We start from the raw sequence: 22,979 nt of genomic DNA on the forward strand, positions 1-22,979 counted from the left end.
TCTAGCGTGCAGAGGCTCCGGAGAGTCGCCCATGCGCCAGATGATCACCGCCCTTGCTCTGGCCCTGTCGGCGACCACCGCCCTCGCCGCCCAGCCGATCCTGCTCAAGCCCGCCCGCGTCTGGACCGCCGAGGACGCCGGGCCGCCGCATGAGGGCTGGGGCGTCCTGATCAAGGACAACCGGATCGCCGCCGTCGGCCCGGTCGCAGGCCTCGACGCCACCGGGGCAGAGATCATCGACCTACCCGGCGCGACCGTGATCCCCGGCCTGATGGACCTGCATAGCCATCTGCTGCTGCACCCCTATAACGAGGCCTCTTGGGACGACCAGGTCCTGAAAGAGACGCCCGACTACCGGGTGATCCGGGCCACGGTTCAGGCCCGGGCGACGCTCGACGCAGGCTTCACCACCCTGCGCGAACTGGGCACCGAAGGGGCGGGAACGACGGACGTCGCCCTCAAGCGCGCCATAGCCGACCGCGTGATCCCCGGGCCGCGCCTGTTTGTCACCACCCAGGCCATCGTGGCGACCGGAGCCTATGGCCCGGCGCGCCGCAACTTCAATCCCGACGCCGAAATCCCGCAGGGGGCCCAGGAGGTCAGCGGGATCGACGAGGCCGTCCGTGCCGTGCGCGAGCAGGCCGCCGCCGGGGCCGACTGGATCAAGATCTATGCCGACTATCGCGTCGGTCCCGACGGCGCGACGCGGGCGACCTTCACCCAGGAGGAGCTGAAGGCCATGGTCGAGGTGGCCCATTCGGGTGGCCGGCCGGTGGCTGTGCACGCTGCTGGCGACGAAGGCATGCGCCGGGCCATTCTGGCGGGGGTCGATACCATTGAACACGGCTATGGCGGCTCGGAAGCCACCTTCCGGCTGATGGCCGAGAAGGGCGTGGCCTATTTCCCGACCCTGACGGCCAGCGAGAGCACCTCGACCTATTTCGGCGGCTATGTCGCCGGCAAGACCCCGCCGACCCCGGCCATGCAGGCGGCCGAGCGCGCCTTCAAGCTGGCCCTGAAGAGCGGCGTGACGATCGGAATGGGCAGCGACGTCGGCGTCTTCCGCCACGGCGACAATGCCCGCGAATTGGTCTGGATGGTCCGTCACGGCATGAGCCCGGCCCAGGCCATGCTGGCAGCCACCGCTGTCGACGCCCGCGTGCTGGGCCGCCAGGACGATCTGGGCAAGCTCAAGGCCGGCTTCCTGGCCGACATCGTGGCGGTGGCGGGCGACCCGACGCGCGACATCGAGGCCAGCAAGGCCGTCGTACTCGTGATCAAGGACGGCGTCGTTCACCGCAGACCGTGAGCCGCGCAGCTGTGGCGGGCCGGGGAACCATCGTCCTGTCTGGCGGCTTCACGCCTGGGTCCTAGGCCGCCATGTCATGCTTGATAGACCAGGTGCGATCGCAGACGGCTCTAGGCTTCGGACTTGGCCCCACCCTTGGGCAAGGCGACCAGAAAGATCGCCAGGGATGAGCCGATCAGGCAGGCGACCATTATGGTGGCCATCGGCCTCGCAGTGCCGTCATGCAGAAGGCCGCTGATCCAGGCGGCGATGGCACCGGACCCGAAGGAGGCCGAGCCCATCAGGGCTGAGGTTGAACCCGCCCGGTTGGGATCAACGCTGAGCGCGCCGGCCATGGTGTTGCCGGCCATGAGGCCATAGGTCGACAACGCCATGAACAGCAAGGGCAGGACCGTCCACTGCCCGCCGAGTCCTGACCAGGCTGCAGAGACCAATAGAAGGGCAAAGACGACTGACGCGATACTGGCGCGCATCAGCACCCGATCCGGCGTCGTGCGCCGCAGAAGCAACCGGTTGACCTGACTGGCACCGATGATGCCCACGGCATTGAAGGCGAAGATGATGTTGAAGGCCACAGGCGTATGGCCATAGGTCGTCATGATCACCTCCGGTGCGCCGGAGATATAGGTGAACAGGACCGCACCATTCAGCGTGCCGGCGAGTCCATAACCCACCAGGCGGGGCATCCGCAGGAGTGCGGCAAAAGCCTTGAGCGGATTCTCCGAACGGGCCTGGGCTTCGGTCTCGGCCGACCGCGACTCGCTCAGACCCAGCGCGACCCACACGCCGATCGCGAGGCCGAATATCGCCAGGACCCAGAACACGGCGCGCCAACCCGCGACCAACTGGATCAGGCCGCCCAACTGCGGCGCGAGAACGGGTGCCAGGCCCATGATCAGGGTCATCAAGGACAAAACGCGAGCCGTATCGGCATGGCTGAACCGATCGCGTACGACGGCACGCGCCACGACAGCCCCCGCGCATCCGCCAAGCGCCTGCACAAAGCGCGCCGTGACCAGGGTCTCGATGTTGGGTGCCAGGGCGCACACGATCGATGCAAGCACATAGACCGACACCCCGAAGAGGATCGGGCCGCGTCGCCCCAGCCGATCCGACGCCGGACCATAAATGAACTGGCCGATCGCCATGCCGGCAAAAAAGGCCGCCAGAGTCGCCTGGGTCTGATCGGGCCCGGCCTTTAGAGACTGCCCGATCGCCGGCAGACTGGACAGGTACATGTCGATCGACATCGGCGCGAAGGCCGTCAGGGCACCCAGGAGGAAGACCAATCTCCAGGGCGTTGCGGCGGGGGGACTGGCGACGGTCATGCGGGCCTTCTACTCCAGTTTGACGCTGGGTGAACCCCACAACCGGCTTGCGAGCCTGCGCGGGGACCGTCAGGGTGATCAGCAATCATGTAGCACTGGACCGCGCAGGAGACGTTGATGAGCCGCACAGAGGAGCGTCCGCTCGCCCCGCCCATGCCCGCCCCATCCTTCGCGACCGTCAACGGTATCCGGATGGCCTATTACGAGGCTGGACCAAGACAGGGGGTGCCGATCGTCCTGTGCCATGGCTTCCCGGAGTTTTCCTACTCCTGGCGACACCAGATCGCCGCCCTGGCCGCAGCGGGCCGCTGGGTGATCGCGCCCGATCAGCGCGGCTATGGTCTGACCGAGTGTCCAGAGGCGGTTGAGGCCTATGACATTGAGCATCTAACAGGCGACCTGGTCGGCCTGATCGATCATCTGGGCGTCGATAAGGCCGTGTTCTGTGGCCACGACTGGGGCGGAATTATTGTCTGGGCCATGCCGCTGCTGCATCCCGACCGCTGCGCCGGGATCATCGGGCTGAACACCCCGTTTACCCCCCGCCTGCCACTGGATCCGATCGAGATGTACCGCCGCGCCTATGGCGACGACATGTACATCGTCCACTTCCAGAAACCCGGCATCGCCGATGCCCAACTGGCCGCCGATCCGGAGAAGACCATCCGCTACTTCATGCGCCTGCCCGGCGACAGCGTCGAAGCCTTCGAGGCCCGACCTGCTGAGAAACGCAGCCTGGCCCTGCAGGAGGGGTTGGTGCGCTACAACTGGAGAACCGACCCGAACCAGGTCCTGCGTCCCGAGGAGGCCGCAGTCTTCACCGAGGCCTTTACGCGCACCGGCTTTACGGGCGGGATCAACTGGTATCGCAACTTCACTCGCAATTGGGAGCGATCGGAGCATCTGCCGCGGCGCATCGACGGCCTGCCTTGCCTGATGATCATGGCCGAGCACGATGTGGTCCTCCCGCCTTCCCTCTGCGACCGCATGGGAGAACAGATCGAAGACCTCGAAAAGGTGCTGATCAAAGGCAGCGGTCACTGGACCCAGCAAGAGAAACCGGCAGAGGTCAATGCGGCCATAGGGGCGTGGCTCGCTCGACGTTTCCCGGCCTGATCCTCTTCAGCGCCGCCCACCCGACATGGCTTCTGCCCGGCGTCGCATCGCTGCGGCCAATTGCAACAGCGCCAGGGCAGAGGTCTCGTCCCGCTGCGCCGCCCGCATGGCATAGACCTGGGCCAGGGCCATCAGCGCCTCAGCGCGGTCAACCCCACCATCAGCAAAGGTCTCGCCGATCGTGCGGTCGAGTTCCGCCAACTGGCGTGGTGTGAGCATGGCCAGCAGCTCTTCGTCGGTCAGATCTTCAGGCGAGTCCATGCGCAGACCATAGCAACTCGGCCACAAGACGCATCCCCGAACGCCCGCCGTCGATCTTCCGTTCACAGGAGGCCGTGAAGCGCGCTAGGCTTCCTTCATGGATCGTCACGCCTCCACCTCCGTCATGTCCTCCATCGGCCGGCGCGGCCTGTTTCGCGAGGTCGAGCCCTATTCGTTTGGCTGGATGCCGACCGGAGGTCCGCACGAGATCTACTACGAGGAATGCGGCAACCCGCGCGGCAAGCCCTGCGTGATCCTGCACGGCGGCCCGGGCGGGGCGGTCAATCCGACCATGCGGCGGTTCTTCGACCCGGCCAAATGGCGCATGGCCCTGTTCGATCAGCGCGGCTGCGGCCGCTCTCGCCCCAATGCCAGCCTCGAGGACAACACCACCTGGAGCCTGATCGAGGACATCGAACGGCTTCGAGAACATCTCGGCGTCGAGAAGTGGACGGTGTTCGGCGGCTCATGGGGTTCGACCCTGGCCCTGGCCTATGCCATCAAGCATCCCGACCGGGTCGAGGGCTTGGTGCTGCGCGGCATCTTCCTGCTGACTGAGAAGGAACTGCGCTGGTTCTATCAGGATGGGGCCTCGATGCTGTTCCCGGATGCCTGGGAGCGGTTCCTCGCCCCTATCCCGGAAGACGAGCGCGGCGACCTGATGAGCGCCTATCACAGACGGCTTGTGGCCCCTGATCGTCGCGTGCAGCTGGAGGCCGCCGCTGCCTGGAGCCAGTGGGAGGGCGACACCATTTCGCTTCGTGGCCCCGAGGCGCGTCCGCCAAAATTCAATGAAGAAGACTTCGCCATCGCCTTCGCCCGGATCGAATGCCACTTCTTCACCAACCGGGGCTTCTTCGAGCAGGATGGCTGGATCCTGAAGAACATCGACAAGATCCGACATATTCCGGGATGGATCGTGCAAGGTCGGTTTGACGTTGTGACGCCGCTGGATAGCGCCTGGAGCCTGCACAAGGCCTGGCCCCAGGCCCGTTTCGACATCATCTGGGACGCTGGCCACGCCTCCACTGAACCCGGAATCATCGACGGCCTGGTCCGAGCCACCGAGGCGGCCCTGGTCTCGTAGGCCCGCCCTTGCGGCCTACATCAGCGAACCCTTGCCACTGGTGACCTCGGTATAGCGGTGAACCCGGACGGCCTGGACCAGGCCAAAGCCGATCATGACCGTCAGCATCACGGTACCGCCGTAGGACAGCATCGGCATGGGCACGCCCACGACCGGTGCCAGGCCCATGACCATGGCCCCGTTGATCAGCACATAGAGTGCAAAGGTCGCCGTGGTCCCGGCAGCCGCCAGTCTGCCGAAGTGACTATGGCTGATCGAGGCAATCCGCAGCGCCATGAAGATCACCGCGCCATACAGGAACAGCACGCTGAAGCAGCCCAGGAACCCGAACTCCTCGGCCAGGGTGGCGAAGATGAAGTCGGTCTGCTTCTCGGGCAGGAAATTCAGCTGGCTCTGCGACCCCAGGCCAAAGCCCTTGCCCATCAAACCGCCTGAACCGAGCGCGATCTTGGATTGCATGATGTGATAGCCGTTACCCGACGGGTCAGCCTCGGGGTTCATGAAGGTCAGGATGCGGTTACGCTGATAGTCGTGCAGCACGAATATGATGAACGGCGGGATGGCGGCGAGGAGCGCCACGACTCCCGCCACGATGACCCGCCAAGACAGGCCGGCCAGGACCACGATGGACAAGCCGGTGGCGGCGATCAGAATCGCGGTGCCGAGATCCGGCTGATGGGCGACCAGGAGTACGGGCGCGCCGATCATGAAGGCCGGAATCAGCAGCCGCCATGACAGCCGGGCGCTGTCGGCGGACAGGCCGTGATAGTAGCGCGCCAGGGCCAGGACGAGCCCGATCTTCATGATTTCCGAGGGCTGGAACCGGAAGCCACCGATCGAGAGCCAGCGCGTGGCACCCAGGGACGTGTCGCCGACCAACTCGACCGCGACCAGAAGGATCAAGCCTACCACATAGACCGGGTAGGCGATCATGAACCACAGGCGGAGGTCGATCATGGCCAGAATGACCATCATAACGAAATAGAGGCCGAACCGGACCAGGTGCTTGGCAGCCCAGGGCTCCCAGGATGCGCCAGCGATCGAGAAGAGCATCAGGGCTCCCGCGCCCGCGATCAGGCACAGCGCAAGGCAGAAGGTCCAGTCGATCTCCATGAACTTGATGATCGGCCGGTCGCGTTCGCCGGGCCGGCTGAGGCCGCCGCTGAGGGTCATATGTGCGGCCCCTGGGGTGCGACGGGTGGTGGTGCCCCGATCACCGGGTCTTCAGGTGCCGCGCCCTCGATCGCGGCTTCCGGCGGGGCGTCGGGCATGGGCATCGGCTTCTCAATACGGGCGCGGATCTCCGGATCCTTCAGCAGCGCCACGCGCATGACCTCGCGGGCGCGAGGCGCGCCGGCTGTGCCCCCGCCCAGACCGCCGTGTTCGATGATCACCGAGACGGCATAGCGCGGTTCGTCATAGGGGGCGAAGGCGACGAACAGGTTGTGGTCCTTCAGCCGCCAGCGCACGTCCTTGCTGTTGCGCGAGACGCCCTTGTCGAAGCTGCGCACCTGGGCGGTACCGGTCTTGCCGGCCATCTGGATGTCACCGAGGCCCAGCTGGCTATTGGCGTAGGCCGTGCCCCCGGCGGCCGACACGGCGGCCATACCCTCGCGCACATAGTCAAGGTGCTCGGCCGAGAACGGCAGGTCCGGCACGGCCGCGCCGCTGGGCTGTTCAACGCCACCCACCGACTTGATCAGCCGCGGCACCAGGGCCTTTTTGCCATTGGCCAGTCGCGCGGTCATCACCGCCAACTGCAGGGCATTGACGTTCAGGGCCCCCTGCCCGATGCCGTAGCTTGGGGACTCGCCCGGGAACCAGATCTGGTTGCGCGGGTCCTTGAAGGCCTTCTTCTTCCAGGCCCGGTCCGGCACGATTCCGCGCCTTTGTCCCGGAATGCCGATGTCGAAGATCTCACCAAAACCCACAGCCCTCGCGGCCTTGGCGATCGCATCCGGCCCGATGCGCAAGGCCGTCTGGTAGAAATAGATGTCGCACGAGTTCTTGATGGCATCGTGCATGTTCTGAGCGCCGTGGCCGCGCTTCTCCCAGCACCGCCAGGTCCGCCCGCCATAGTACCAGCCACCGGAGCAGTTGACCCTCACCTCGGGATTTACACCGGCCGACAGGGCTGCGAGCGCAACCGTCGGCTTGAAGGTCGAGCCCGGCGGGTAGGTGCCGGTCATGGACTTGTCCAGCAGCGGCTTGCGCTCGTACTCCGACAGCGCCTTGTATTCCGGCCCGCTCAGACCGCGCACGAAGCGGTTGGCGTCGAAGCTGGGGGCCGAGGCCATGCACAGCAGGTCGCCGTTGCGGATGTCCATCACCACGATGGCACCGCTCTCCTCGCCCATCACTTCGAGGGCACGGTTCTGGATATCGGCATCGAGCGTGAGCCGGATTTCCTTGCCCGGTGTCGGCCGGATGTCGCCCTCCGGGTCGAGACGAACGACCCGTCCCTGAGCGTCAACCTCGGCCTTGGTGGCACCGGCGCGGCCGCGCAACTCTGTGTCGAAGGCCTTTTCCACGCCCTGCTTGCCGATCCGGAAACCCGGATGGTGCAACAGGTCCTGATCCTGGGTCGGATCCTTTTCGGCAGCCAACAGGTCACGATCCGAGACCTTGGCGACATAGCCAATCACATGGGCGAAGGCTCCGCCGAATGGATAGACCCGTACCTCGCCCATGTCGGCCGTGACATTGGGCAGTTCGGGGGCACGGATATTGACCCGGGAGAACTCCTCCCAGCTCATGTCCTCCATGATGGCGACCGGTGCCTTGCGAGGCGCGCGTTTGATATCCTTGATCAGGCGCGCCCGCCGCGATCCGTCAATCGGGACCAGCTTCGACAGGTCGTCGAGGGTTGCCTCGACATCCATCCCCTTGTCCTTGATCACCATCAGCCGGAAATTCGGGCGGTTGGAGGCCAGGGGCGTGCCGTTGCGGTCGAGGATCAGGCCACGCGGCGGCGGCATGAGCCGATAATTGAACTGGTTTCCGGCCGACAGCTTCTGATAGCGCTGGGCCTCGATCAACTGGAGTTGGGCCAAGCGCCCGCCTAGGGCCAGCAGGCCCACACCCGCCAGTCCGCCCATCAGAAAAGCGCGCCGGTGGAAGACCCCCTGACGTTCATTGACCTCGAAGAACAGGATTGACGGTTCGCTCATCGCCTTACCGGAACCGGACGTCGGCGTCGTCGAAGCGGTCGACCAGGCGATGGGCGAAGGGGAACAGCAGAGCCGTGGCCAGGAACTGCCAGAAGACCGCCAGGAGGCTGGGCATGGCCAGACTGTCGAGCATCGAGAACAGGAACCCGGCAAGCATGGCGACAGCGGTCACGCCCGCAAACCAGGCCCACATCATGGGCCGGCTTTGACCAGTCATCATGTTGCGCGCGGTCAGCACCATGGCATACGCGACCAGCAAGGATAGGCCCCAAAGCCCGGTCGGACCGCCCCAGAAGAGATCCAGAAACAGGCCCAGCAGTAGAATAGCAAAAGGCGCCAGGATCGATGGGCGGATCAGGGCCCAGGCAAAGGCCGGAACCATGGCGAACACCGGCTCCGGCAACTGTAGCCCCCAGATCCGCAGGGGTGCCGAGAACACGACGGTCGCGACAATACAAACCAGCAGCGGGACGCCCAGCCAGCGCGCCGGATGCAGAGGCCTGGCGCCATGCAGGCTCATTGCTGGCCTCCAGCCACAACGGGCTTTGCAGCCGGCGGCCTTGGCGTCACAGCCGGGGCCGGGGCTGGGGCCAGCGCCACTGGCGGCTTCGCAGCGGGCGCTGCGGGCCTGCTGAGGATCGAGGCCTGGGGATCTTCCGTTGTCACGGGTGGAAGACTTCGGGTCTGCAACTGCTTTTCGTCCGCCAGTTGCGAGAAGTCCTTGAACAAAAGGATGCGCACGAAATCGATGGCGGCGTCATCGGCGAACAGCACCACGCGCCAGCGACCATCCAGGCCCTTGACGGCCGCGCCGACAGGAAGGCCGCGCGGAACGACCCCGCCATCCCCGGAGGTCACAACCCGGTCGCCCTGCTGGATCGGGTCGACCCCGCGAAGATACTCGAGCTTGGGATTGGGGCCGCCATCGCCCGTCAGGATCGCGCGCGCATTGGTACGGTCGATCATCACCGGGGTACGCGAAGCAATGTCGGTAAGCAGGAGGACCCGACTGGCACCGCGTGAGACGCCGACGATGCGCCCGACCAGGCCGCGCTCGTTCAAGACGGGATTGCCGACCAGCACGCCCTTCTCCGAGCCGGCGTCGGCGAGGCGGGTATTGGCGAAGGGGCCCCGGCTATCACTGACGACCCGGGCCGAGGCCATCGGGATCGGCGGATCGGTCTTCAGGCCCAGGAGCGACTTGTAGCGATCATTGCTGTCCTGCAGGGACAGGGCCCGGTCACGCCACTGCCGCATCTCGGCGAGTTCGGCCTTCAGCCGGCGGTTCTCGGATGCCGTAAAGAAGTAGCTGCGCGCGAAATCGAGGCCCAGACCCGTCCAGCGGCCAGGCGCAGCAATGGCACCACTGACCGGCTTGGACACGGTGTCGACCGTTTGCCGGGTGACGCCATAGGCATGGTCCTGCAGCGTCTCGCGCCGGTCCGCCAACAGGAACGCCACCGCGATCACGGCGGCGACGATCAACGCCACGGCCGCGGTCCAGGTAAGCGGCACTTTCAGGTCGCCAAGGGGACCTTCGCGAAAGGGCACGGACAGTTTCTCCCGACGCCCCCCAGGCGCCTATGTCGGAACTTAAGGCTAGGCCAGGGTGGATTCCAAGACGCCCTTCATCCACTTCGGATGCTCAAGCACCTTGCCGCAGCCCAGGGCCACGCAGGACAATGGATCGTCGGCCACGGTCACCGGCAGGCCGGTATGGTCACGGATCTCGGCATCCAGGCCGCGCAGCAGAGCGCCGCCGCCGGTCAACATGATGCCCTTGTCGGCGATGTCGGAAGCCAGCTCGGGCGGAGTGGCTTCCAGCGCCACCTTGACGGCTTCAACGATCTGCCCGACCGGCTCGGCCAGAGCGTCGGCAGCCTGCTTCTCGCTGATGCGGACTTCGCGGGGCACACCCTGCATCAGGTCGCGGCCCTTGACGTCGATCGAAAGGCCCTCGCCGTCGGCCGGAGCCCTGGCGGTGCCGATTTCCTTCTTGATGCGCTCGGCGGTCGTTTCGCCGATCAGCAGGTTATGGTGGCGGCGCATATAGCTGATGATCGCTTCGTCCATCTTGTCGCCGCCGACGCGGACGGACCGCGAATAGACGATGCCCGACAGCGACAGAACGGCCACTTCGGTCGTGCCGCCGCCGATGTCGACGACCATCGAACCGGTCGGTTCGTGGATGGGCAGGCCGGCACCGATCGCGGCGGCCATGGGCTCATCGATCAGGCCTACGCGACGGGCCGAAGCATTGAGGCAGCTGTCATTGATCGCGCGACGCTCGACGGCGGTGGCCCCCGACGGAACGCAGACGATGACCTTGGGGTTCACGAAACCCTTGCGGTTGTGAACCTTGCGAATGAAGTACTTGATCATCTCTTCGGCGACTTCGAAGTCGGCGATGACCCCGTCACGCATCGGACGGATGGCTTCCATGTGGCCCGGCGTCCGGCCCAGCATCTGCTTGGCTTCAATCCCCACGGCATGGACGATCTTGCGACCACCGACATTGCGCAGCGCCACGACAGACGGCTCGTTCAGAACGATGCCCTTGCCCTTCATGTAGATGAGGGTGTTGGCCGTGCCGAGGTCAATGGCGATGTCGTTGGAGATCACGCCGAAGAGGGAAGAAAACATTGAAAGCCCTGACTGAGGGATAGAGGGGCAAAACGCGGCAGTTCAAGACGAAATCAGGCTCAGGATGACGTTGCGACGCAAAGCAGGCTTCGCGCGCGAGTCTCTCCTAACCCACTACCGGACAAGGACAACATGATTCCCCTGAATCGCGGTTCCGTCCGGGTCTAGGCGCTTCGGGACACGACGGGAGCGCCGCCCCCCTGGCCGCGCCGTCGTCCGACACTCCCGATACGCGTCGACGTCGCCCGTTTGCCCTGCGAAAGCGTTGATTTCAAGGTCTATTCGCGGCCTGTTCAAATGCATTTTCGCGAAGGGTCTTCGCATGCCCGATCATGGCGAAATCTAGCCCAAGGCAGCCATCACGACGCCAACCGCCGTGACCAGTCCGGCGGCGACCTGCAAGAGGGTCAGGCGCTCGGCGAAGAGCCGGTTTCCCGCCAGGGCGGCGATGGGCATTTCCACGACGCCGACGGCCCGGACTGGCCCGACCGGGCTAAGGGTCATGGCCGTAAACCACAGGCCCGACGCCGCAGCACCGCAAAATCCCGCGCCCAGGGACTGCCGCCATGCAGCCAGGACGGCGCGAAGGGTTTGAGGATTCCGCAGGGCCAGAACACTGGTCAGTGCAACGGTCTGGATGGCCTGCACGACCATCACGGTGACAAAGGCCGAGGCCACTGGGTGGCCGGGATCGAAGGCCAGGCTGGCCTGGCGAAAACAGTTGGCGCTGAGCGCGAAGAGTGCGCCGGCCCCCAGCCCTGACAGGGCCGCTCCGGGCCTGAGAACCACCGCGCCCCTCGGCCAGGTGAGAGCCGCAAGTCCCGCTGTCGCCACGAGACCGCCGGCCCAGGCCATGGCGCTGATGTGATCTCCAAACACCAAGGCCCCCCAGACAAGAGCAAACGGCAGGCCGCTTTGCTGAAGTGCCGTGCCCAGAGCAAAGGTCGAGCGCTGCATGGCCACGAGTTGCGCGGCCGTGGCCCCCATTTGCGCCGCAGCGCCGGCCAGGCAGGCCAGCCAGAACCATAAGGAGACATGGGCCTGGGCCCCTGGGGTCAGGGCCCAGGCATGGCCTGCGAATAGGGTGGCGAACGGAAGCCCGAACAGAAACCGTACCAGGGTCGCGCCCCAGGGCCCTGCCCCGCCCATGACCGAGCGCTGGGCGGCATTGCGAGCGACCTGCAGGGCCGCTGCCGCGACGGTGATGGGAATCCAGATCATGACCGCCGCGCCGAGACGACCAGGCCGGAAGCCCATGGCAGGCTTACGGTCGCCAGATCTGGATGGCTTTTCAGGCGCGCGGTCAGATCGTCAACCCGGGACTGGTGATTGTCCGGCCAGTTGGGCTGGAGCAGCATGTCATCAACGACATAGAGGCCGCCCGGCGCCAACAGCGCCAGGGTTTCATCCAAACCATCATACTTGCCGGGCCAGGCGTCGGCGAAGATCAGGTCAAAACTCCCCTCCGCCTGGCTTCTGACAAAGTCCAATCCGTCAGCGATCACGAAGCGCACGCGAAGATCCCGGGCCAGGGCCTGTCGTGCCACGGCCTGGACGCGCTCATCCGTATCGACGCTGAGCAGGGTGGCATCCGCACTCATGCCAGCAGCCAGACACACGGTGGCCAGCCCCGTGCCGGTGCCCAACTCCAGCAGGCTTCCACCAGGCTTGGAGGCTGCCAGTAGACCCAGCATCGCGCCGGTGTTGGGCTCGGAGGGCATGTCGAAGCCCAGGGCGGCCGTGCGGGCGCCAATCTCGCGCCAGGCTTCCGGCAAGGCACCGGCATTGTCGCCAAACCCGGGGTTCACCGAGGAAGGGGTGGAGCTCATGTGGCATCCGATCAGGGGGCCGCGCAGGGCAGCGCTGCCCGTCGCGCTGACGCGACGGGATCATCCTTGCAGTTTGGGAAAGGGGCGAGAGGCGCGCAAACGCCCCCGATCCTAGAACCCGCTGGCGATCGCCGCTTCGGGCCGGCTCTTTTCCTTGCGGGCAAAGAGGTTGTTGAGCGCGTTGACATAGGCCTTGGCCGAGGCGGTCAGGGTGTCAGTGTCGGCGGCCTGGCCGGTGGCGATGCGACCATCCTCTTCCAGACGCACCGAGACCTGGGCCTGGGCGTCCGTACCTTCAGTGACGGCATGCACCTGGAAGAGGCGCAGGGCGGCACTGTGCGGCACGATCTTGTGGATGGCATTGAACACGGCGTCGACAGGACCGTCGCCCGTCGCCTCGGCCATACGCTCCTGGCCATCGACATCGAGGGTCAACTCTGCCGACTGACCGTCGGTGCCTGCCACGACCCGCAAGCGCAGCACACGGATCTTTTCCGAGCCGCGCGCCAGGGCATCATCGACCAGGGCAATAATGTCGTCGTCATAGACGTGCTTCTTGCGGTCGGCGAGGTCCTTGAAGCGGCCGAAGGCCTCCTTCAGGGCGTTCTGGCCCAGCTCATAGCCCAGGTCCTTCAGTTTGGCGCGGAAGGCATGGCTGCCCGAGTGCTTGCCCATGACCAGGCTGGACGGCGCCTGGCCGACCGATTCCGGAGTCATGATTTCGTAGGTTTCGCGGTTCTTCAGCATCCCGTCCTGGTGGATGCCGCTCTCATGGGCGAAGGCGTTCTTGCCGACGATGGCCTTGTTGTACTGCACCGGGAAACCGGTGATGGCCGAGACATAGCGGCTGGCGCGGGTGATATGGGTGCTGTCGATGCGGGTCCCGTAGGGCAGTTTGTCGCCACGCACCTTCAAGGCCATCACCACCTCTTCGAGAGCGGCGTTGCCGGCGCGCTCGCCCAGGCCGTTGATGGCGCATTCGATCTGGCGCGCCCCGCCCTGCACGCCTGCGAGGCTGTTGGCCACGGCCAGGCCCAGATCGTTGTGGCAGTGGGTCGAGAAGATGACCCTGTCTGCGCCCTCGACATTCTGGGTCATCCAGTTGAACAGATCGGCATATTCCGACGGATAGGTGTAGCCGACCGTATCCGGCAGGTTGATCGTCGTTGCACCGGCCTTGATGGCAGTCTCGATCGCTCGGCGCAGGAACTGACGGTCGCTTCGGGTGGCGTCTTCTGCCGACCATTCGACATCGTCACGCAGATTGCGGGCATGACCCACGGAGCGGGCGATCACGTCGATGACGGCCTCGGGCTCCATCTGCAGCTTGTGCTTCATGTGCAGGTCGCTGGTGGCGATCACAACATGGATCCGGCCGCGCTGAGTGGGCTTCAGGGCTTCGGCGCAGCGGTCGATATCAACCTGATGGGCGCGGCACAGGCCTGCAACGGTCGAGTTCTTGACGATCTTGGCGACCTCGCGGACCGCTTCGAAGTCGCCATTGGAGGCGATCGGGAACCCCGCCTCGATGATGTCGACCCCCCATCTCCTCGAGGATCTTGGCCAGTTCCAGCTTTTCATCCAGCGACATGGACGCGCCGGGCGACTGTTCGCCGTCACGCATGGTGGTGTCGAAGATCACAACATTGTCGCGTTGGACGGTGGCGCCCGGTGTGGAGGCGGTGGGCGATACGGAGGTCATTTGAATACTCGTCGGAAGGTGTCTGCGTGCGGGGCGGCTATGGGTTTTCTCCCCCTGCGCGCCCGGTCACGACGAGGCGTGACCCTAGAGCGCCCAGGGGCTGGTAAGCCGAAGCAGAAGCAGGGTGCGCGCGACGTTCATGCTTACTTTCTACACATCGCCCCCAATTGCAGCAAGCTTTTTGCGCCCAGAGCGCAATTGGCCGCACGCTGAGCAACTTCCATCCAAGCCCCGACCTATTTGCGGCGGGTCACAATCGGAAAATCGTTGGGGAAGGCGTCAAACCACCCCGACAGTCGTCCCATGGCAGAGCGATCACCCTCGAGCTTGACCTCTCCGGTCAAGATCTTGGGCAACAGGGGTGTCCCCCGGAACAGGGAATCGAGGAACAGGGGCCGCGCCACCGTCAGGGTGGCATCCACGGTCTCACCGCCCTCCGAAGGCTGGGCCACCAGCACCCGGTTCCGGACCTCGACCAGGAAGCGCTCCTTGCGGTCCGGGAAGACGAACGCAAGCCGGAGCTTTGCATCGCCAACCTTCTCGGCATTCAGGCGGATGGCCAGAACATCAAAGATCATCTGGCTGGGAAGTCCCTGAAGCATATCGAGCGGTGCCATCGAGGCCGGAACCTTGCGCACCCCACCCCGCAGCTCATCAGTGGCGGTCAGGTACATGTTGCGCCAGATGGCGCTCTCGGCCTGATAGCCAAGCTGCTCATAGACATTGGCCAACTGTGCCTTGCCGGCCTTGTCGCTATCGTCCGTCATGACCACGTGGTTGAGCAGGGTCGCCGCCCAGTCATAGTCCCCCGCCTTAGCGGCCTCGCCGGCCATGGCCTTGACCTTCTCGGCACCGCCCATGGCAGCAACATAGCGCTGGCCCGTCTGGGCCGGCGGCGCGGGAGACAAATGGGCGGGGTTGGCATCGTACCAGCCCATATAGCGCTGGTAGACCGCCCGGCTGTTGAAACTCATGCTGCCGTAGTAGCCACGATTGAACCAGTCCTTGGCCAGGCTGGGTGGCAGTTCGATCTGGGCCGCGATCTCATCGCCGGTCAGACCATGGTTGAGCATACGAACGGACTGGTCGTGCAGATACTTGTAGGTATCCCGGTGCGCCGCCAGCACGGTCTTGACCGTCTCCTGGCCGAAGCGAGGCCAGCCATGGCTGGTGATCATCAGGTCCGAACCATCGGCAAACAGACGGATAGACTCGGTCAGATAGTCTGCCCAGGCCTTGCTGTCGCGCACCAGAGCGCCGCGCGGCGTCAGCACATTGTGCATCGACGGATTGACGTTCTCGGCCATGTCCAGAATGCGCAGATCCGGAAGGTAGAAGTTCATTTCCGCCGGGGCTTCGGTATTGGGCGTGTACTGGAACCGCACCTTGACGCCATCCAGCACCAGCTCCTGACCGGTATGGTCGATGATCTGGGTCGGGGGGATCAGGGTGATGGTCCCCTTGGCGATGCCCTGACCGATCCCCGAACTGACCTGCCCTTCGACGCCGGGCGGCAGCATCAGGCCAAACTGGTACTGGGCCCGGCGGCTCATGGCGTTGCCGGCCAGCACGTTTTCGCTGACGACCTCCTTCATGAAGCCCTCGGGCGCGACAATGGCGACCTTGCCGGCCTTGACGTCCGCCTCGTCGACGATACCCCGCACGCCGCCGAAGTGATCACTATGGCTGTGGGTATAGATCACCGCGCGGATCGGCAGGGACCCGACCTTTTCGGTTATGAGATCAAGCGCGGCCTTGGCGGTTTCCGTCGTGGTCAAGGGATCAACCACCACCCAGCCCGTATCACCCTTGATGAAGGTGATGTTGGAGACATCAAAGCCCCTGACCTGCCACACCCGGTCCGACACCTGGTACAGACCGTGCCGCGCCAGTAGCTGGGCCTGGCGCCAGAGGCTGGGATTCACTGTCGCCGGCGGCTCGCCTTTCAGAAAGTCATAGGCCGCAAGGTTCCAGGCCACCTGGCCGTCGGCGCGCTTGATCAGCGGATCGGTCCGCGTGCCCATAAAGCCGCGATCAGCGAATTCAAAATCCTGGCGATCTGAAAACGGAAGACTTTGGGCAAGCGCCTTCTGCCGCTCAATCGTTGTGGACGAAGCCGGCTCGCCGGCGAAAGCCGCCAACGGCACCGCAAGTAGTGTCAGGGCCGACACAAAAAATGTCGCTCTAAGGTTCAAGCTGCGTCCTGCCATCGAATCCCGCCCCGTTTCGAGTTTTGAAACTTTATAGTTTCATTATATCTAGCACTGAAGATGACCGTAGCAAACCAAGCTCGAACACCGACGCCGCGCGGTCGTCCCGGACAGCCGAAGCCTCGGGTAGATCGCGACGCCCGCGCTCAGGCGGTGCTTGATGCCGCCGTCAGAGTGTTCGCCGAGAAGGGTCTCCACAACACGACGATGCAGGACATCGCCGATCGTGTCTGTATGGCCAAGATCCTGATCTATCGGCTCTATCCGTCACGGCAGGCCCTGATCGATGCCCTGTTCAGCGACATTCTGGGCGAGATTGAGACGATTGCAGCCCAACCCTGGCGCGGTTACGGCTCGGGCATGGCGACCCTGATCGGCCTGGGACGCGCGCGCCCTGCCCTGCTGCTGCTTTTGCTTCGGGAAGCGCGCGGCCATCCGGAAACCCTGCCCTGGGCGACGGCATGCGACACCCTGCTGGCCGGGCTGGCAGAGCCCTTTGTCGCGCCCCCTGCCGAAGCCTCAGACGAACTCAAGGCCGCTTGCGCGCAAGCCGCACGCACCTTCATGCCCTTCATCGTCGAAGCGTGTATCGCCGGTATCGAAGACCGTGACGGGATGACGGACGTCGCCCGGGCGCAATGGTTTGGTGCGATCGTCCTGGCCTGGCGCACAGCAACCCGGACCGCTTTGGGGCTTCCTGATGCCCCAGAGCCCTACAGTTTGCTCAATCCCCTGCCTCACGCCTTTTGAGCCAGGCGCGGGCAATCAGACCCGCCACGATCCAGACTGCTATAGCCAGCACGAGCAGGACAATATGCTGCTGGCCGCCCCCCCGCATGGCCTGAACAATGGAATTGCCTGCGAACGCCGTCAGGCCGATCTTCGGAATGATCCCGATCGCCGTGCCTGCCGCGAAATCACGCAACCTCATCGGCGTCACGCCTGCGGCCATGTTGACGACGATGAAAGGTGCCGACGGCACCAGTCGCACAATGAGGCTGGCCAGAAAGCCATTCTTGCCGATCAGGCGCATGAACTTGGCCACGCCATCACCGGCAAAGTCGCGCAGAATTTTGGCCCCGAAAGTGCGCCCAAACCAGAAACCCACCAGGGATGAGACCAGGGTGCCGATCCAGCTGTAGAAGAAGCCCGTCCATGGGCCAAAGACCACCACCGCTGCGGCGATCAGGACAAACTGCGGCACCCCCAGAAAGGCCATTAGGGCAAAGGCGCCAACCGCCGCCGGCAGGGCCCAGGGTCCACTCGCTGCGCCCAGCCAGTGCTCAACGGTCGTTTCACCATTGAAACCGAGGAACTGGGCTCCGAACAGGAAGACGATCCCTACGCCGCCGAACAGGACAAAGGACACCGCCACCGTGCGCCAGGCACGGGCGTCCATATTGGTCACAAACTCGATGAGGCGGCGCATCACGTCTCCTGCCTCGCCCAATGGCACCGACGGGTCAAGCATCAGCCGCACCTGCGGCGCCTTAAAGGCATGCGCATTAACCACGCTGTCGCCGCGGATCCTTGATTTTCAAAGGATAGCACTCGCCCGTGACGACAAATCGATTGCCAAGGCTTCACATTACATTGTTACTTATCCACAGGCCGGTGGGGCAAGGACCGTGTCTGAACTGGAGTGACCAACGTGAAGACCCTGGCTGTGATTTCTCGCAAGGGCGGAGCCGGCAAGACTACGCTTGCGGTCAATTTGGCGATAACCGCCCATCTGGCGGGCCTCAAGACGATGATCGCCGATATGGATCCACAACGCTCGGCAACGGATGCGCTGAGGGCCCGCGTCGCGCCAGGTCCGACGCTGATGGAGATCAACGCCGGCAAGCTGTTTCAGACCAAGGCAACGGCCGGATACAGCGGCTATGATTGCGTGATCGTCGATACCCCGGCGGCTCCTGATGCCGATGTTCTTCAGGCTGTGCAGTGCGCGGACCTCTGCGTTCTGGTGTGTCGGCCCACCTTTCTGGACATCGCGTCGGTCGCCCGGTCCGCTGAAGCGGTGCGCCGCCTGGGCAAGAAAGGACTGATTGTCCTGAGTCAGGCACCGCCGCGCCGCAATGGTGAAGAGCCCAGCAGTGTTCTGAAGGCCGCTGAGGCCCTGAGATTCACCGGCATGCCCATGGCTCCGGTCGGGCTTCGGGCCCGGGCAGCCTTTCAGCAGTCCATGGCGCACGGCCGGTCAGCCTGCGAGTGGGAGCCGAACTCGGCCGCCAGCCAGGAGATCAAGCGCCTTTGGGATCATCTCGAGACCTTGGCACCCAGCGGCCAGAACGACCTCTATCTGCGCGCGAACTGAAGGGCTTTCGCTAAGCGGAACCCCCATGAGCCAAGCCAGCTTTGCTGGCATGGCTGGGTCAGAGAGTCGCCAAACTCCACCTGCGACTTCGATCCGGGAGCAAGCAACGCCCTCGGCGGTCCCTGCTACCGGGAGACGCGGCTTAACCCGGCCCCGAGCCTGTCGCAGAATGTCTTCAATTGATCCTGAAGCCGTCGCCCTGCGTTGCGCCCTTGCAGGTGGAGGCGTAAAGACCCCGGCAATCCTGAAAACCGGTTTCCCAGGGGAGTCCCAAGTATGTCGCTCGAGTCCGCCGCCCTGCGGCGCATCGCACCTTCGGCCACCATCGCCATCAGCGCCAAGGCGCGCGCCCTGAAAGCGGCCGGCCGTGACGTGATCGCGCTGTCCGCCGGCGAGCCCGACTTCGACACGCCGGACAATATCAAGGAAGCCGGTATTGCGGCGATCCGTGCCGGCAAGACCAAGTACACCGACCCGGACGGCATGCCCGAACTGAAGGCCGCGATCTGCGCCAAGTTCAAGCGCGAGAACGGTCTCGACTACAAGCCGAGCCAGGTCCATGTCGCCCCGGGCGGCAAGCCGGTGATCTATAACGCCCTGGTCGCCACCCTGAATCCGGGCGACGAAGTGATTATCCCCGCCCCCTACTGGGTGTCCTATCCGGACATGACCCTGCTGGCCGGAGGGACGCCCGTGCCGGTGGAAACCACCCCCGAGAGCGGCTTCAAGCTGACGCCCGAGGCCCTCGAAAAGGTCATCACCCCCCGGTCGAAGTGGCTGATCATCAACAGCCCCTCCAACCCGTCAGGCGGTGCCTATTCCCGCGCCGAACTGCAGGCCATCGCCGACGTGCTGCTGAAGCATCCGCAGGTCTGGGTCCTGACCGACGACATGTACGAGCATCTGGTCTTCGACGACTTCGAGTTCACCACCATCGCCCAGGTCGAGCCGAAGCTCTATGACCGTACCCTGACGATGAACGGCGTTTCGAAGGCCTATGCCATGACCGGGTGGCGCATCGGCTACGCGGCCGGCCCCGAACCGCTGATCAAGGCCATGGGCAAGATGATCAGCCAGACGACCTCCAATCCGTCATCCGTTTCCCAATGGGCGGCGCTTGAGGCCCTGAACGGTACGCAGGATTTCATCAAGCCCAATGCCAAGCTGTTCCAGGAGCGCCGCGACCTGGTGGTGTCCATGCTGAACCAGGCGACCGGCCTGCACTGCCCCACCCCGGAAGGCGCATTCTACGTCTATCCGTCCTGCGCCGGTCTGATCGGCAAGACCGCGCCGAGCGGCAAGGTCATCGAAAGCGACGAGGATTTCGCCGTCGAGCTGCTGGAAACCGAAGGCGTCGCCGTGGTCCATGGCGCAGCCTTCGGCCTCTCGCCCTTCTTCCGGATCAGCTACGCGACCAGCAATGATGTGCTGGAAGACGCCTGCTCCCGGATCCAGCGCTTCTGCGGCAACGTGAAGTAAATCGGCACAATCCTCCCCTTCGGGGGAGGATTTTTCTGCGCATCGCACCCAAACCGCGTTAGGGGTCTCGCCCGTCGCGCTTCCAGCGACCAAGGAGGTCTCAAATGGCGCGTACTCCCAACTATTCCTTCGAACGTCAGGAACGCGAGCGCGCCAAGGCTCGCAAGGCCGCCGAGAAAGCCGCCGAAAAGGCCGCCGCCAAGCAGGCGCAAAATCCTGAGGGCGATCCGCCCTCATCCGACGACCAGTAAAGAACCGCCATGCCCACCTTGACGATGTACAACCACGAGACCGTAGCCCTGGATGGCGAGGCCTTCTCGGATTGCGAGTTCCGCGGTTGCCGCCTCGTCTATTCCGGCGGTGACGCTCCCACGTTCAGCGGCTGTCGCTTTGACGACTGCGAATGGAAGTTTGACGACGCCGCTGAGCGGACCCTGGCCCACCTGAAGCTTGTCTGGAACAACGGCGGCAAGGCCCCCGTTCAGGCCCTGATCAAGGAAATCACCGGCGGCGGCGGGCGATAGTCCCCGCAAGGCCCTGGCCTGGTGCGGTAAACGCAAGGCCCACAAAACTCCCAAAAGCGATATGTCAATCCGGCCAAACCCTTAGAAGACAGCCGTCCGGAATGGGCGTAGACTCAATCTATCGGTATTGATCCACTGCCGTCCGCGCCGAAGTTGCCGCGTCGAGGGTCGGACCCGCATCCTTTCGATGACACGACCCATACCAGGTATTGTCGACGCCCAGACCCTCGCTGAGGCTATTGTCGACACGATCCACGAGCCGCTCCTGGTCCTGGACGAACACTTCACGGTACTGGCCGCCAGCCGCTCCTTCTACGAAACCTTTCGGGTCGAGCCGCAAGCGACCCTGGGCCGGCTGCTGTACGCCCTTGGAGAGGGTCAGTGGGACATCCCTGCGCTTAGACTGCTGCTCGAGACGATCATTCCACAGCACACGGCCATGGACGGCTTTGAAGTCGACTACGACTTTCCGGGCCTGGGGCGCCGCACCATGTTGCTCAATGCCCGCAACGTCATCTACGCAACCAGTCCCCGCACAACCATCCTGTTGGCCTTCACCGACGTCACCGCCCGCCGCCTGATCGAGCGCGAAAGAGCGGTCCTGCTTGAGCGCACAGAGGCACTCTTGCAGCAGAAACAGGTCCTGCTGCAGGAAATGCAGCACCGTGTGGCCAACAGCCTCCAGATCATCGCCAGTATCCTGATGCTGAAGGCGCGGGCCGTGAATTCGGAAGAGACCCGGTTCCATCTCAAGGACGCCCATCAGCGCGTCATCTCGGTGGCAGAAGTGCAATCGCACCTGCATGCGTCAGAAGGCGTCGACCGGATCGAGGTTGGTCCCTATCTCAACAAGCTGTGCGCCAGCCTGGCGGCCTCGATGATCAGTGACCATCGTCCAATCGCCCTGACCGTGCTCGCCGACCACGTCTATATCCGCTCCGACAAGGCTGTGAGCGTTGGCCTTATCGTCACCGAACTTGTCATCAACGCCATTAAATATGCCTTCCCGATCGCCCGAGCCGATGCCCGGATCATGGTCACCTTCAAAGGGGACGCCGACGACTGGGAACTGTGCGTGATCGACAACGGCATTGGTCAGGTCGCCGCTTTCGCCCCGGGCAAGCCAGGCGGCCTGGGCACCGTTATCGTCCAGGCCCTGGTCAAGCAGCTCGATGGGCGGATGGCCATCATCACCGACCATGGCGTCCATGTCTCCATCAGGACCGGTCGGCTGGCCCTTGCCTTGCCGGAGACCCACGACGAACCCAAGGTTTGACCCGTGGCCTAGGCTGGGGCGATGCTGGGACCGCCGCAGCATCAGTCTGCAGGGTCGGGAGGATAGCCATGCGATTGGATCAGCCGAGGGTCAAACCCCTGTCAGAGGATGCCCTGTCTCCCGAACAGGCAGACGTCCTGGCCCCTTTGGGCGCGGGTGGCGTGATCCCGGCGGGCCCGGTGCTGAACATCTTTCGCACCCTGGCCCATGCGCCAAATGCCCTGAAGGCCTTCCTCGCCTGGGGCAACTACGTGCTCTCCAAGCGCAATGACCTGCCGGCCCGCGAACGCGAGATCGTCATTCTGAGGACAGGCTATCTCTGCAAGAGCGGCTACGAGTGGACGCAGCATGTCGAGATCGGCCTGCGCTGCGGTCTGACCGTTGATGAAATCGCCAGGATCAAGGCCGGTTCTGAGGCCGGTTGGTCGCGGCCCGAGGCCGCCCTGATCCGCGCGGCGGACGAACTGAACGCCGACCAATTCATCGGCAACCAGACCTGGTCGGACCTGCTTGAACACTTCAGCGAAAAACAGGCCATGGATGTGGTTTTCACGGCCGGCCAGTACACCCAGGTCTGCATGATGCTCAACACCTTCGGGGTTCAGCTGGATCCGGGCCAAACCCTCGATCCCGACTTGCGCAAGACCTGATACCCGCGCCGGGCGAAGTCGCGTTACAGGTCGACTTGTCCGTCTTTTTTGTTCCTGTTACGTTCGCGCATCCTAGCG

The 22,979-nt window shown here is 64.4% G+C and carries 21 protein-coding genes and 1 pseudogene; 10 read left to right on the forward strand and 12 right to left on the reverse strand.

From position 1 onward, the window contains the following. The first annotated feature begins 31 nt into the window (after positions 1-31). Positions 32-1,309, forward strand: coding sequence for a metal-dependent hydrolase family protein (locus AQ619_RS11055; protein WP_062147268.1), 1,278 nt, complete (start codon positions 32-34; stop codon positions 1,307-1,309). Positions 1,310-1,419: 110 nt separating this feature from the next. On the opposite strand, the gene AQ619_RS11060 is transcribed toward AQ619_RS11055, so the two are convergent. Further along, positions 1,420-2,637, reverse strand: a complete 1,218-nt coding sequence (locus AQ619_RS11060) for a multidrug effflux MFS transporter (RefSeq protein ID WP_062147271.1) — start codon at positions 2,635-2,637, stop codon at positions 1,420-1,422. Positions 2,638-2,790: 153 nt separating this feature from the next. On the opposite strand from AQ619_RS11060, the gene AQ619_RS11065 reads away from it, so the two are divergent. After that, the gene (locus AQ619_RS11065; protein WP_378109164.1) at positions 2,791-3,753 is read left to right on the forward strand and encodes an alpha/beta fold hydrolase; all 963 of its coding nucleotides are present in this window, start codon (positions 2,791-2,793) and stop codon (positions 3,751-3,753) included. A 6-nt stretch (positions 3,754-3,759) separates the two neighbouring features. Here the strand turns inward: AQ619_RS11065 and AQ619_RS11070 are convergent, their stop codons facing one another. Beyond that, positions 3,760-4,014, reverse strand: coding sequence for a low temperature requirement protein A (locus tag AQ619_RS11070; RefSeq protein WP_166504217.1), 255 nt, complete (start codon positions 4,012-4,014; stop codon positions 3,760-3,762). A 97-nt stretch (positions 4,015-4,111) separates the two neighbouring features. Here AQ619_RS11070 and pip point away from each other — a divergent pair, with 97 nt between their 5' ends. Further along, complete coding sequence (gene pip / locus AQ619_RS11075; RefSeq protein WP_062147280.1) at positions 4,112-5,101, forward strand: prolyl aminopeptidase; 990 nt, start codon at positions 4,112-4,114, stop codon at positions 5,099-5,101. Between the two features lie 15 nt (positions 5,102-5,116). On the opposite strand, the gene rodA is transcribed toward pip, so the two are convergent. The 9 genes and pseudogenes from rodA to AQ619_RS11120 form a co-directional block, all read right to left on the reverse strand. Further along, complete coding sequence (gene rodA, locus AQ619_RS11080) at positions 5,117-6,274, reverse strand: rod shape-determining protein RodA (RefSeq protein ID WP_062147292.1); 1,158 nt, start codon at positions 6,272-6,274, stop codon at positions 5,117-5,119. Next, a complete protein-coding gene (mrdA, locus tag AQ619_RS11085; protein ID WP_062147295.1) occupies positions 6,271-8,271 on the reverse strand; it encodes a penicillin-binding protein 2 in 2,001 nt (666 codons plus the stop codon). Before mrdA ends, rodA begins: the two co-directional genes overlap by 4 nt. Before the next feature lie 4 nt (positions 8,272-8,275). Further along, a complete protein-coding gene (locus AQ619_RS11090; RefSeq protein ID WP_062147298.1) occupies positions 8,276-8,791 on the reverse strand; it encodes a hypothetical protein in 516 nt (171 codons plus the stop codon). Further along, positions 8,788-9,822 carry a rod shape-determining protein MreC gene (mreC, locus tag AQ619_RS11095; protein WP_062147301.1) on the reverse strand — a complete coding sequence of 345 codons (1,035 nt, stop codon included), beginning with the start codon at positions 9,820-9,822 and terminating at the stop codon, positions 8,788-8,790. Before mreC ends, AQ619_RS11090 begins: the two co-directional genes overlap by 4 nt. Before the next feature lie 48 nt (positions 9,823-9,870). After that, positions 9,871-10,914, reverse strand: a complete 1,044-nt coding sequence (locus AQ619_RS11100) for a rod shape-determining protein (protein WP_004623009.1) — start codon at positions 10,912-10,914, stop codon at positions 9,871-9,873. 342 nt (positions 10,915-11,256) lie between these two features. Then, positions 11,257-12,135, reverse strand: coding sequence for a DMT family transporter (locus tag AQ619_RS11105; protein WP_062151602.1), 879 nt, complete (start codon positions 12,133-12,135; stop codon positions 11,257-11,259). Next, complete coding sequence (locus tag AQ619_RS11110; RefSeq protein ID WP_062147303.1) at positions 12,132-12,743, reverse strand: O-methyltransferase; 612 nt, start codon at positions 12,741-12,743, stop codon at positions 12,132-12,134. The genes AQ619_RS11105 and AQ619_RS11110 overlap by 4 nt, the downstream gene beginning before the upstream one ends. 111 nt (positions 12,744-12,854) lie before the next feature. After that, positions 12,855-14,445: pseudogene (locus AQ619_RS11115) on the reverse strand (2-isopropylmalate synthase). Positions 14,446-14,681: 236 nt separating this feature from the next. After that, entirely contained in the window at positions 14,682-16,655 is a 1,974-nt protein-coding gene (locus AQ619_RS11120; RefSeq protein WP_062147306.1) for an alkyl/aryl-sulfatase, read from the reverse strand. 153 nt (positions 16,656-16,808) lie between these two features. Between AQ619_RS11120 and AQ619_RS11125 the strand changes: the two genes are divergently transcribed. Continuing rightward, positions 16,809-17,405, forward strand: coding sequence for a TetR/AcrR family transcriptional regulator (locus AQ619_RS11125; RefSeq protein ID WP_236849459.1), 597 nt, complete (start codon positions 16,809-16,811; stop codon positions 17,403-17,405). On the opposite strand, the gene AQ619_RS11130 is transcribed toward AQ619_RS11125, so the two are convergent. Then, positions 17,380-18,087, reverse strand: coding sequence for a TVP38/TMEM64 family protein (locus tag AQ619_RS11130; protein WP_062147312.1), 708 nt, complete (start codon positions 18,085-18,087; stop codon positions 17,380-17,382). The two genes, AQ619_RS11125 and AQ619_RS11130, sit on opposite strands and share 26 nt — an antisense overlap. A 219-nt stretch (positions 18,088-18,306) precedes the next feature. Between AQ619_RS11130 and AQ619_RS11135 the strand changes: the two genes are divergently transcribed. From AQ619_RS11135 to AQ619_RS11155, 6 genes are all read left to right on the forward strand, one after another. Then, positions 18,307-18,972, forward strand: a complete 666-nt coding sequence (locus tag AQ619_RS11135) for a ParA family protein (RefSeq protein ID WP_062151605.1) — start codon at positions 18,307-18,309, stop codon at positions 18,970-18,972. 276 nt (positions 18,973-19,248) lie between these two features. Beyond that, entirely contained in the window at positions 19,249-20,451 is a 1,203-nt protein-coding gene (locus tag AQ619_RS11140) for a pyridoxal phosphate-dependent aminotransferase (protein WP_062147314.1), read from the forward strand. Positions 20,452-20,555: 104 nt separating this feature from the next. Then, positions 20,556-20,702 carry a hypothetical protein gene (locus AQ619_RS19090; protein WP_166504218.1) on the forward strand — a complete coding sequence of 49 codons (147 nt, stop codon included), beginning with the start codon at positions 20,556-20,558 and terminating at the stop codon, positions 20,700-20,702. Between the two features lie 9 nt (positions 20,703-20,711). Further along, on the forward strand, positions 20,712-20,975 hold the full coding sequence (locus AQ619_RS11145) for a hypothetical protein (RefSeq protein ID WP_062147317.1): 264 nt from the start codon (positions 20,712-20,714) through the stop codon (positions 20,973-20,975). A gap of 187 nt (positions 20,976-21,162) precedes the next feature. Continuing rightward, positions 21,163-22,251, forward strand: a complete 1,089-nt coding sequence (locus tag AQ619_RS11150) for a sensor histidine kinase (protein ID WP_062147320.1) — start codon at positions 21,163-21,165, stop codon at positions 22,249-22,251. 68 nt (positions 22,252-22,319) lie between these two features. Next, positions 22,320-22,901 (forward strand): carboxymuconolactone decarboxylase family protein, encoded by a 582-nt coding sequence (locus tag AQ619_RS11155; RefSeq protein WP_062147322.1) that lies wholly within the window; start codon positions 22,320-22,322, stop codon positions 22,899-22,901. Positions 22,902-22,979: the final 78 nt, after the last annotated feature.

Source organism: Caulobacter henricii (assembly GCF_001414055.1).
In the GTDB taxonomy this organism is placed as follows: Bacteria; Pseudomonadota; Alphaproteobacteria; order Caulobacterales; family Caulobacteraceae; genus Caulobacter; species Caulobacter henricii.

Bases quoted from the DNA above. Each gene is read 5' to 3' on its own strand.
- AQ619_RS19090 (WP_166504218.1), top strand. From the start codon at position 20,556: ATGGCGCGTACTCCCAACTATTCCTTCGAACGTCAGGAACGCGAGCGC.
- mrdA (WP_062147295.1), bottom strand. From the start codon at position 8,271: ATGAGCGAACCGTCAATCCTGTTCTTCGAGGTCAATGAACGTCAGGGG.
- AQ619_RS11110 (WP_062147303.1), bottom strand. From the start codon at position 12,743: ATGAGCTCCACCCCTTCCTCGGTGAACCCCGGGTTTGGCGACAATGCC.
- AQ619_RS11070 (WP_166504217.1), bottom strand. From the start codon at position 4,014: ATGGACTCGCCTGAAGATCTGACCGACGAAGAGCTGCTGGCCATGCTC.
- AQ619_RS11105 (WP_062151602.1), bottom strand. From the start codon at position 12,135: ATGATCTGGATTCCCATCACCGTCGCGGCAGCGGCCCTGCAGGTCGCT.
- pip (WP_062147280.1), top strand. From the start codon at position 4,112: ATGGATCGTCACGCCTCCACCTCCGTCATGTCCTCCATCGGCCGGCGC.
- AQ619_RS11150 (WP_062147320.1), top strand. From the start codon at position 21,163: ATGACACGACCCATACCAGGTATTGTCGACGCCCAGACCCTCGCTGAG.
- AQ619_RS11120 (WP_062147306.1), bottom strand. From the start codon at position 16,655: ATGGCAGGACGCAGCTTGAACCTTAGAGCGACATTTTTTGTGTCGGCC.
- AQ619_RS11090 (WP_062147298.1), bottom strand. From the start codon at position 8,791: ATGAGCCTGCATGGCGCCAGGCCTCTGCATCCGGCGCGCTGGCTGGGC.
- AQ619_RS11060 (WP_062147271.1), bottom strand. From the start codon at position 2,637: ATGACCGTCGCCAGTCCCCCCGCCGCAACGCCCTGGAGATTGGTCTTC.
- AQ619_RS11140 (WP_062147314.1), top strand. From the start codon at position 19,249: ATGTCGCTCGAGTCCGCCGCCCTGCGGCGCATCGCACCTTCGGCCACC.
- AQ619_RS11055 (WP_062147268.1), top strand. From the start codon at position 32: ATGCGCCAGATGATCACCGCCCTTGCTCTGGCCCTGTCGGCGACCACC.
- AQ619_RS11155 (WP_062147322.1), top strand. From the start codon at position 22,320: ATGCGATTGGATCAGCCGAGGGTCAAACCCCTGTCAGAGGATGCCCTG.
- AQ619_RS11145 (WP_062147317.1), top strand. From the start codon at position 20,712: ATGCCCACCTTGACGATGTACAACCACGAGACCGTAGCCCTGGATGGC.
- AQ619_RS11100 (WP_004623009.1), bottom strand. From the start codon at position 10,914: ATGTTTTCTTCCCTCTTCGGCGTGATCTCCAACGACATCGCCATTGAC.
- AQ619_RS11065 (WP_378109164.1), top strand. From the start codon at position 2,791: ATGCCCGCCCCATCCTTCGCGACCGTCAACGGTATCCGGATGGCCTAT.
- rodA (WP_062147292.1), bottom strand. From the start codon at position 6,274: ATGACCCTCAGCGGCGGCCTCAGCCGGCCCGGCGAACGCGACCGGCCG.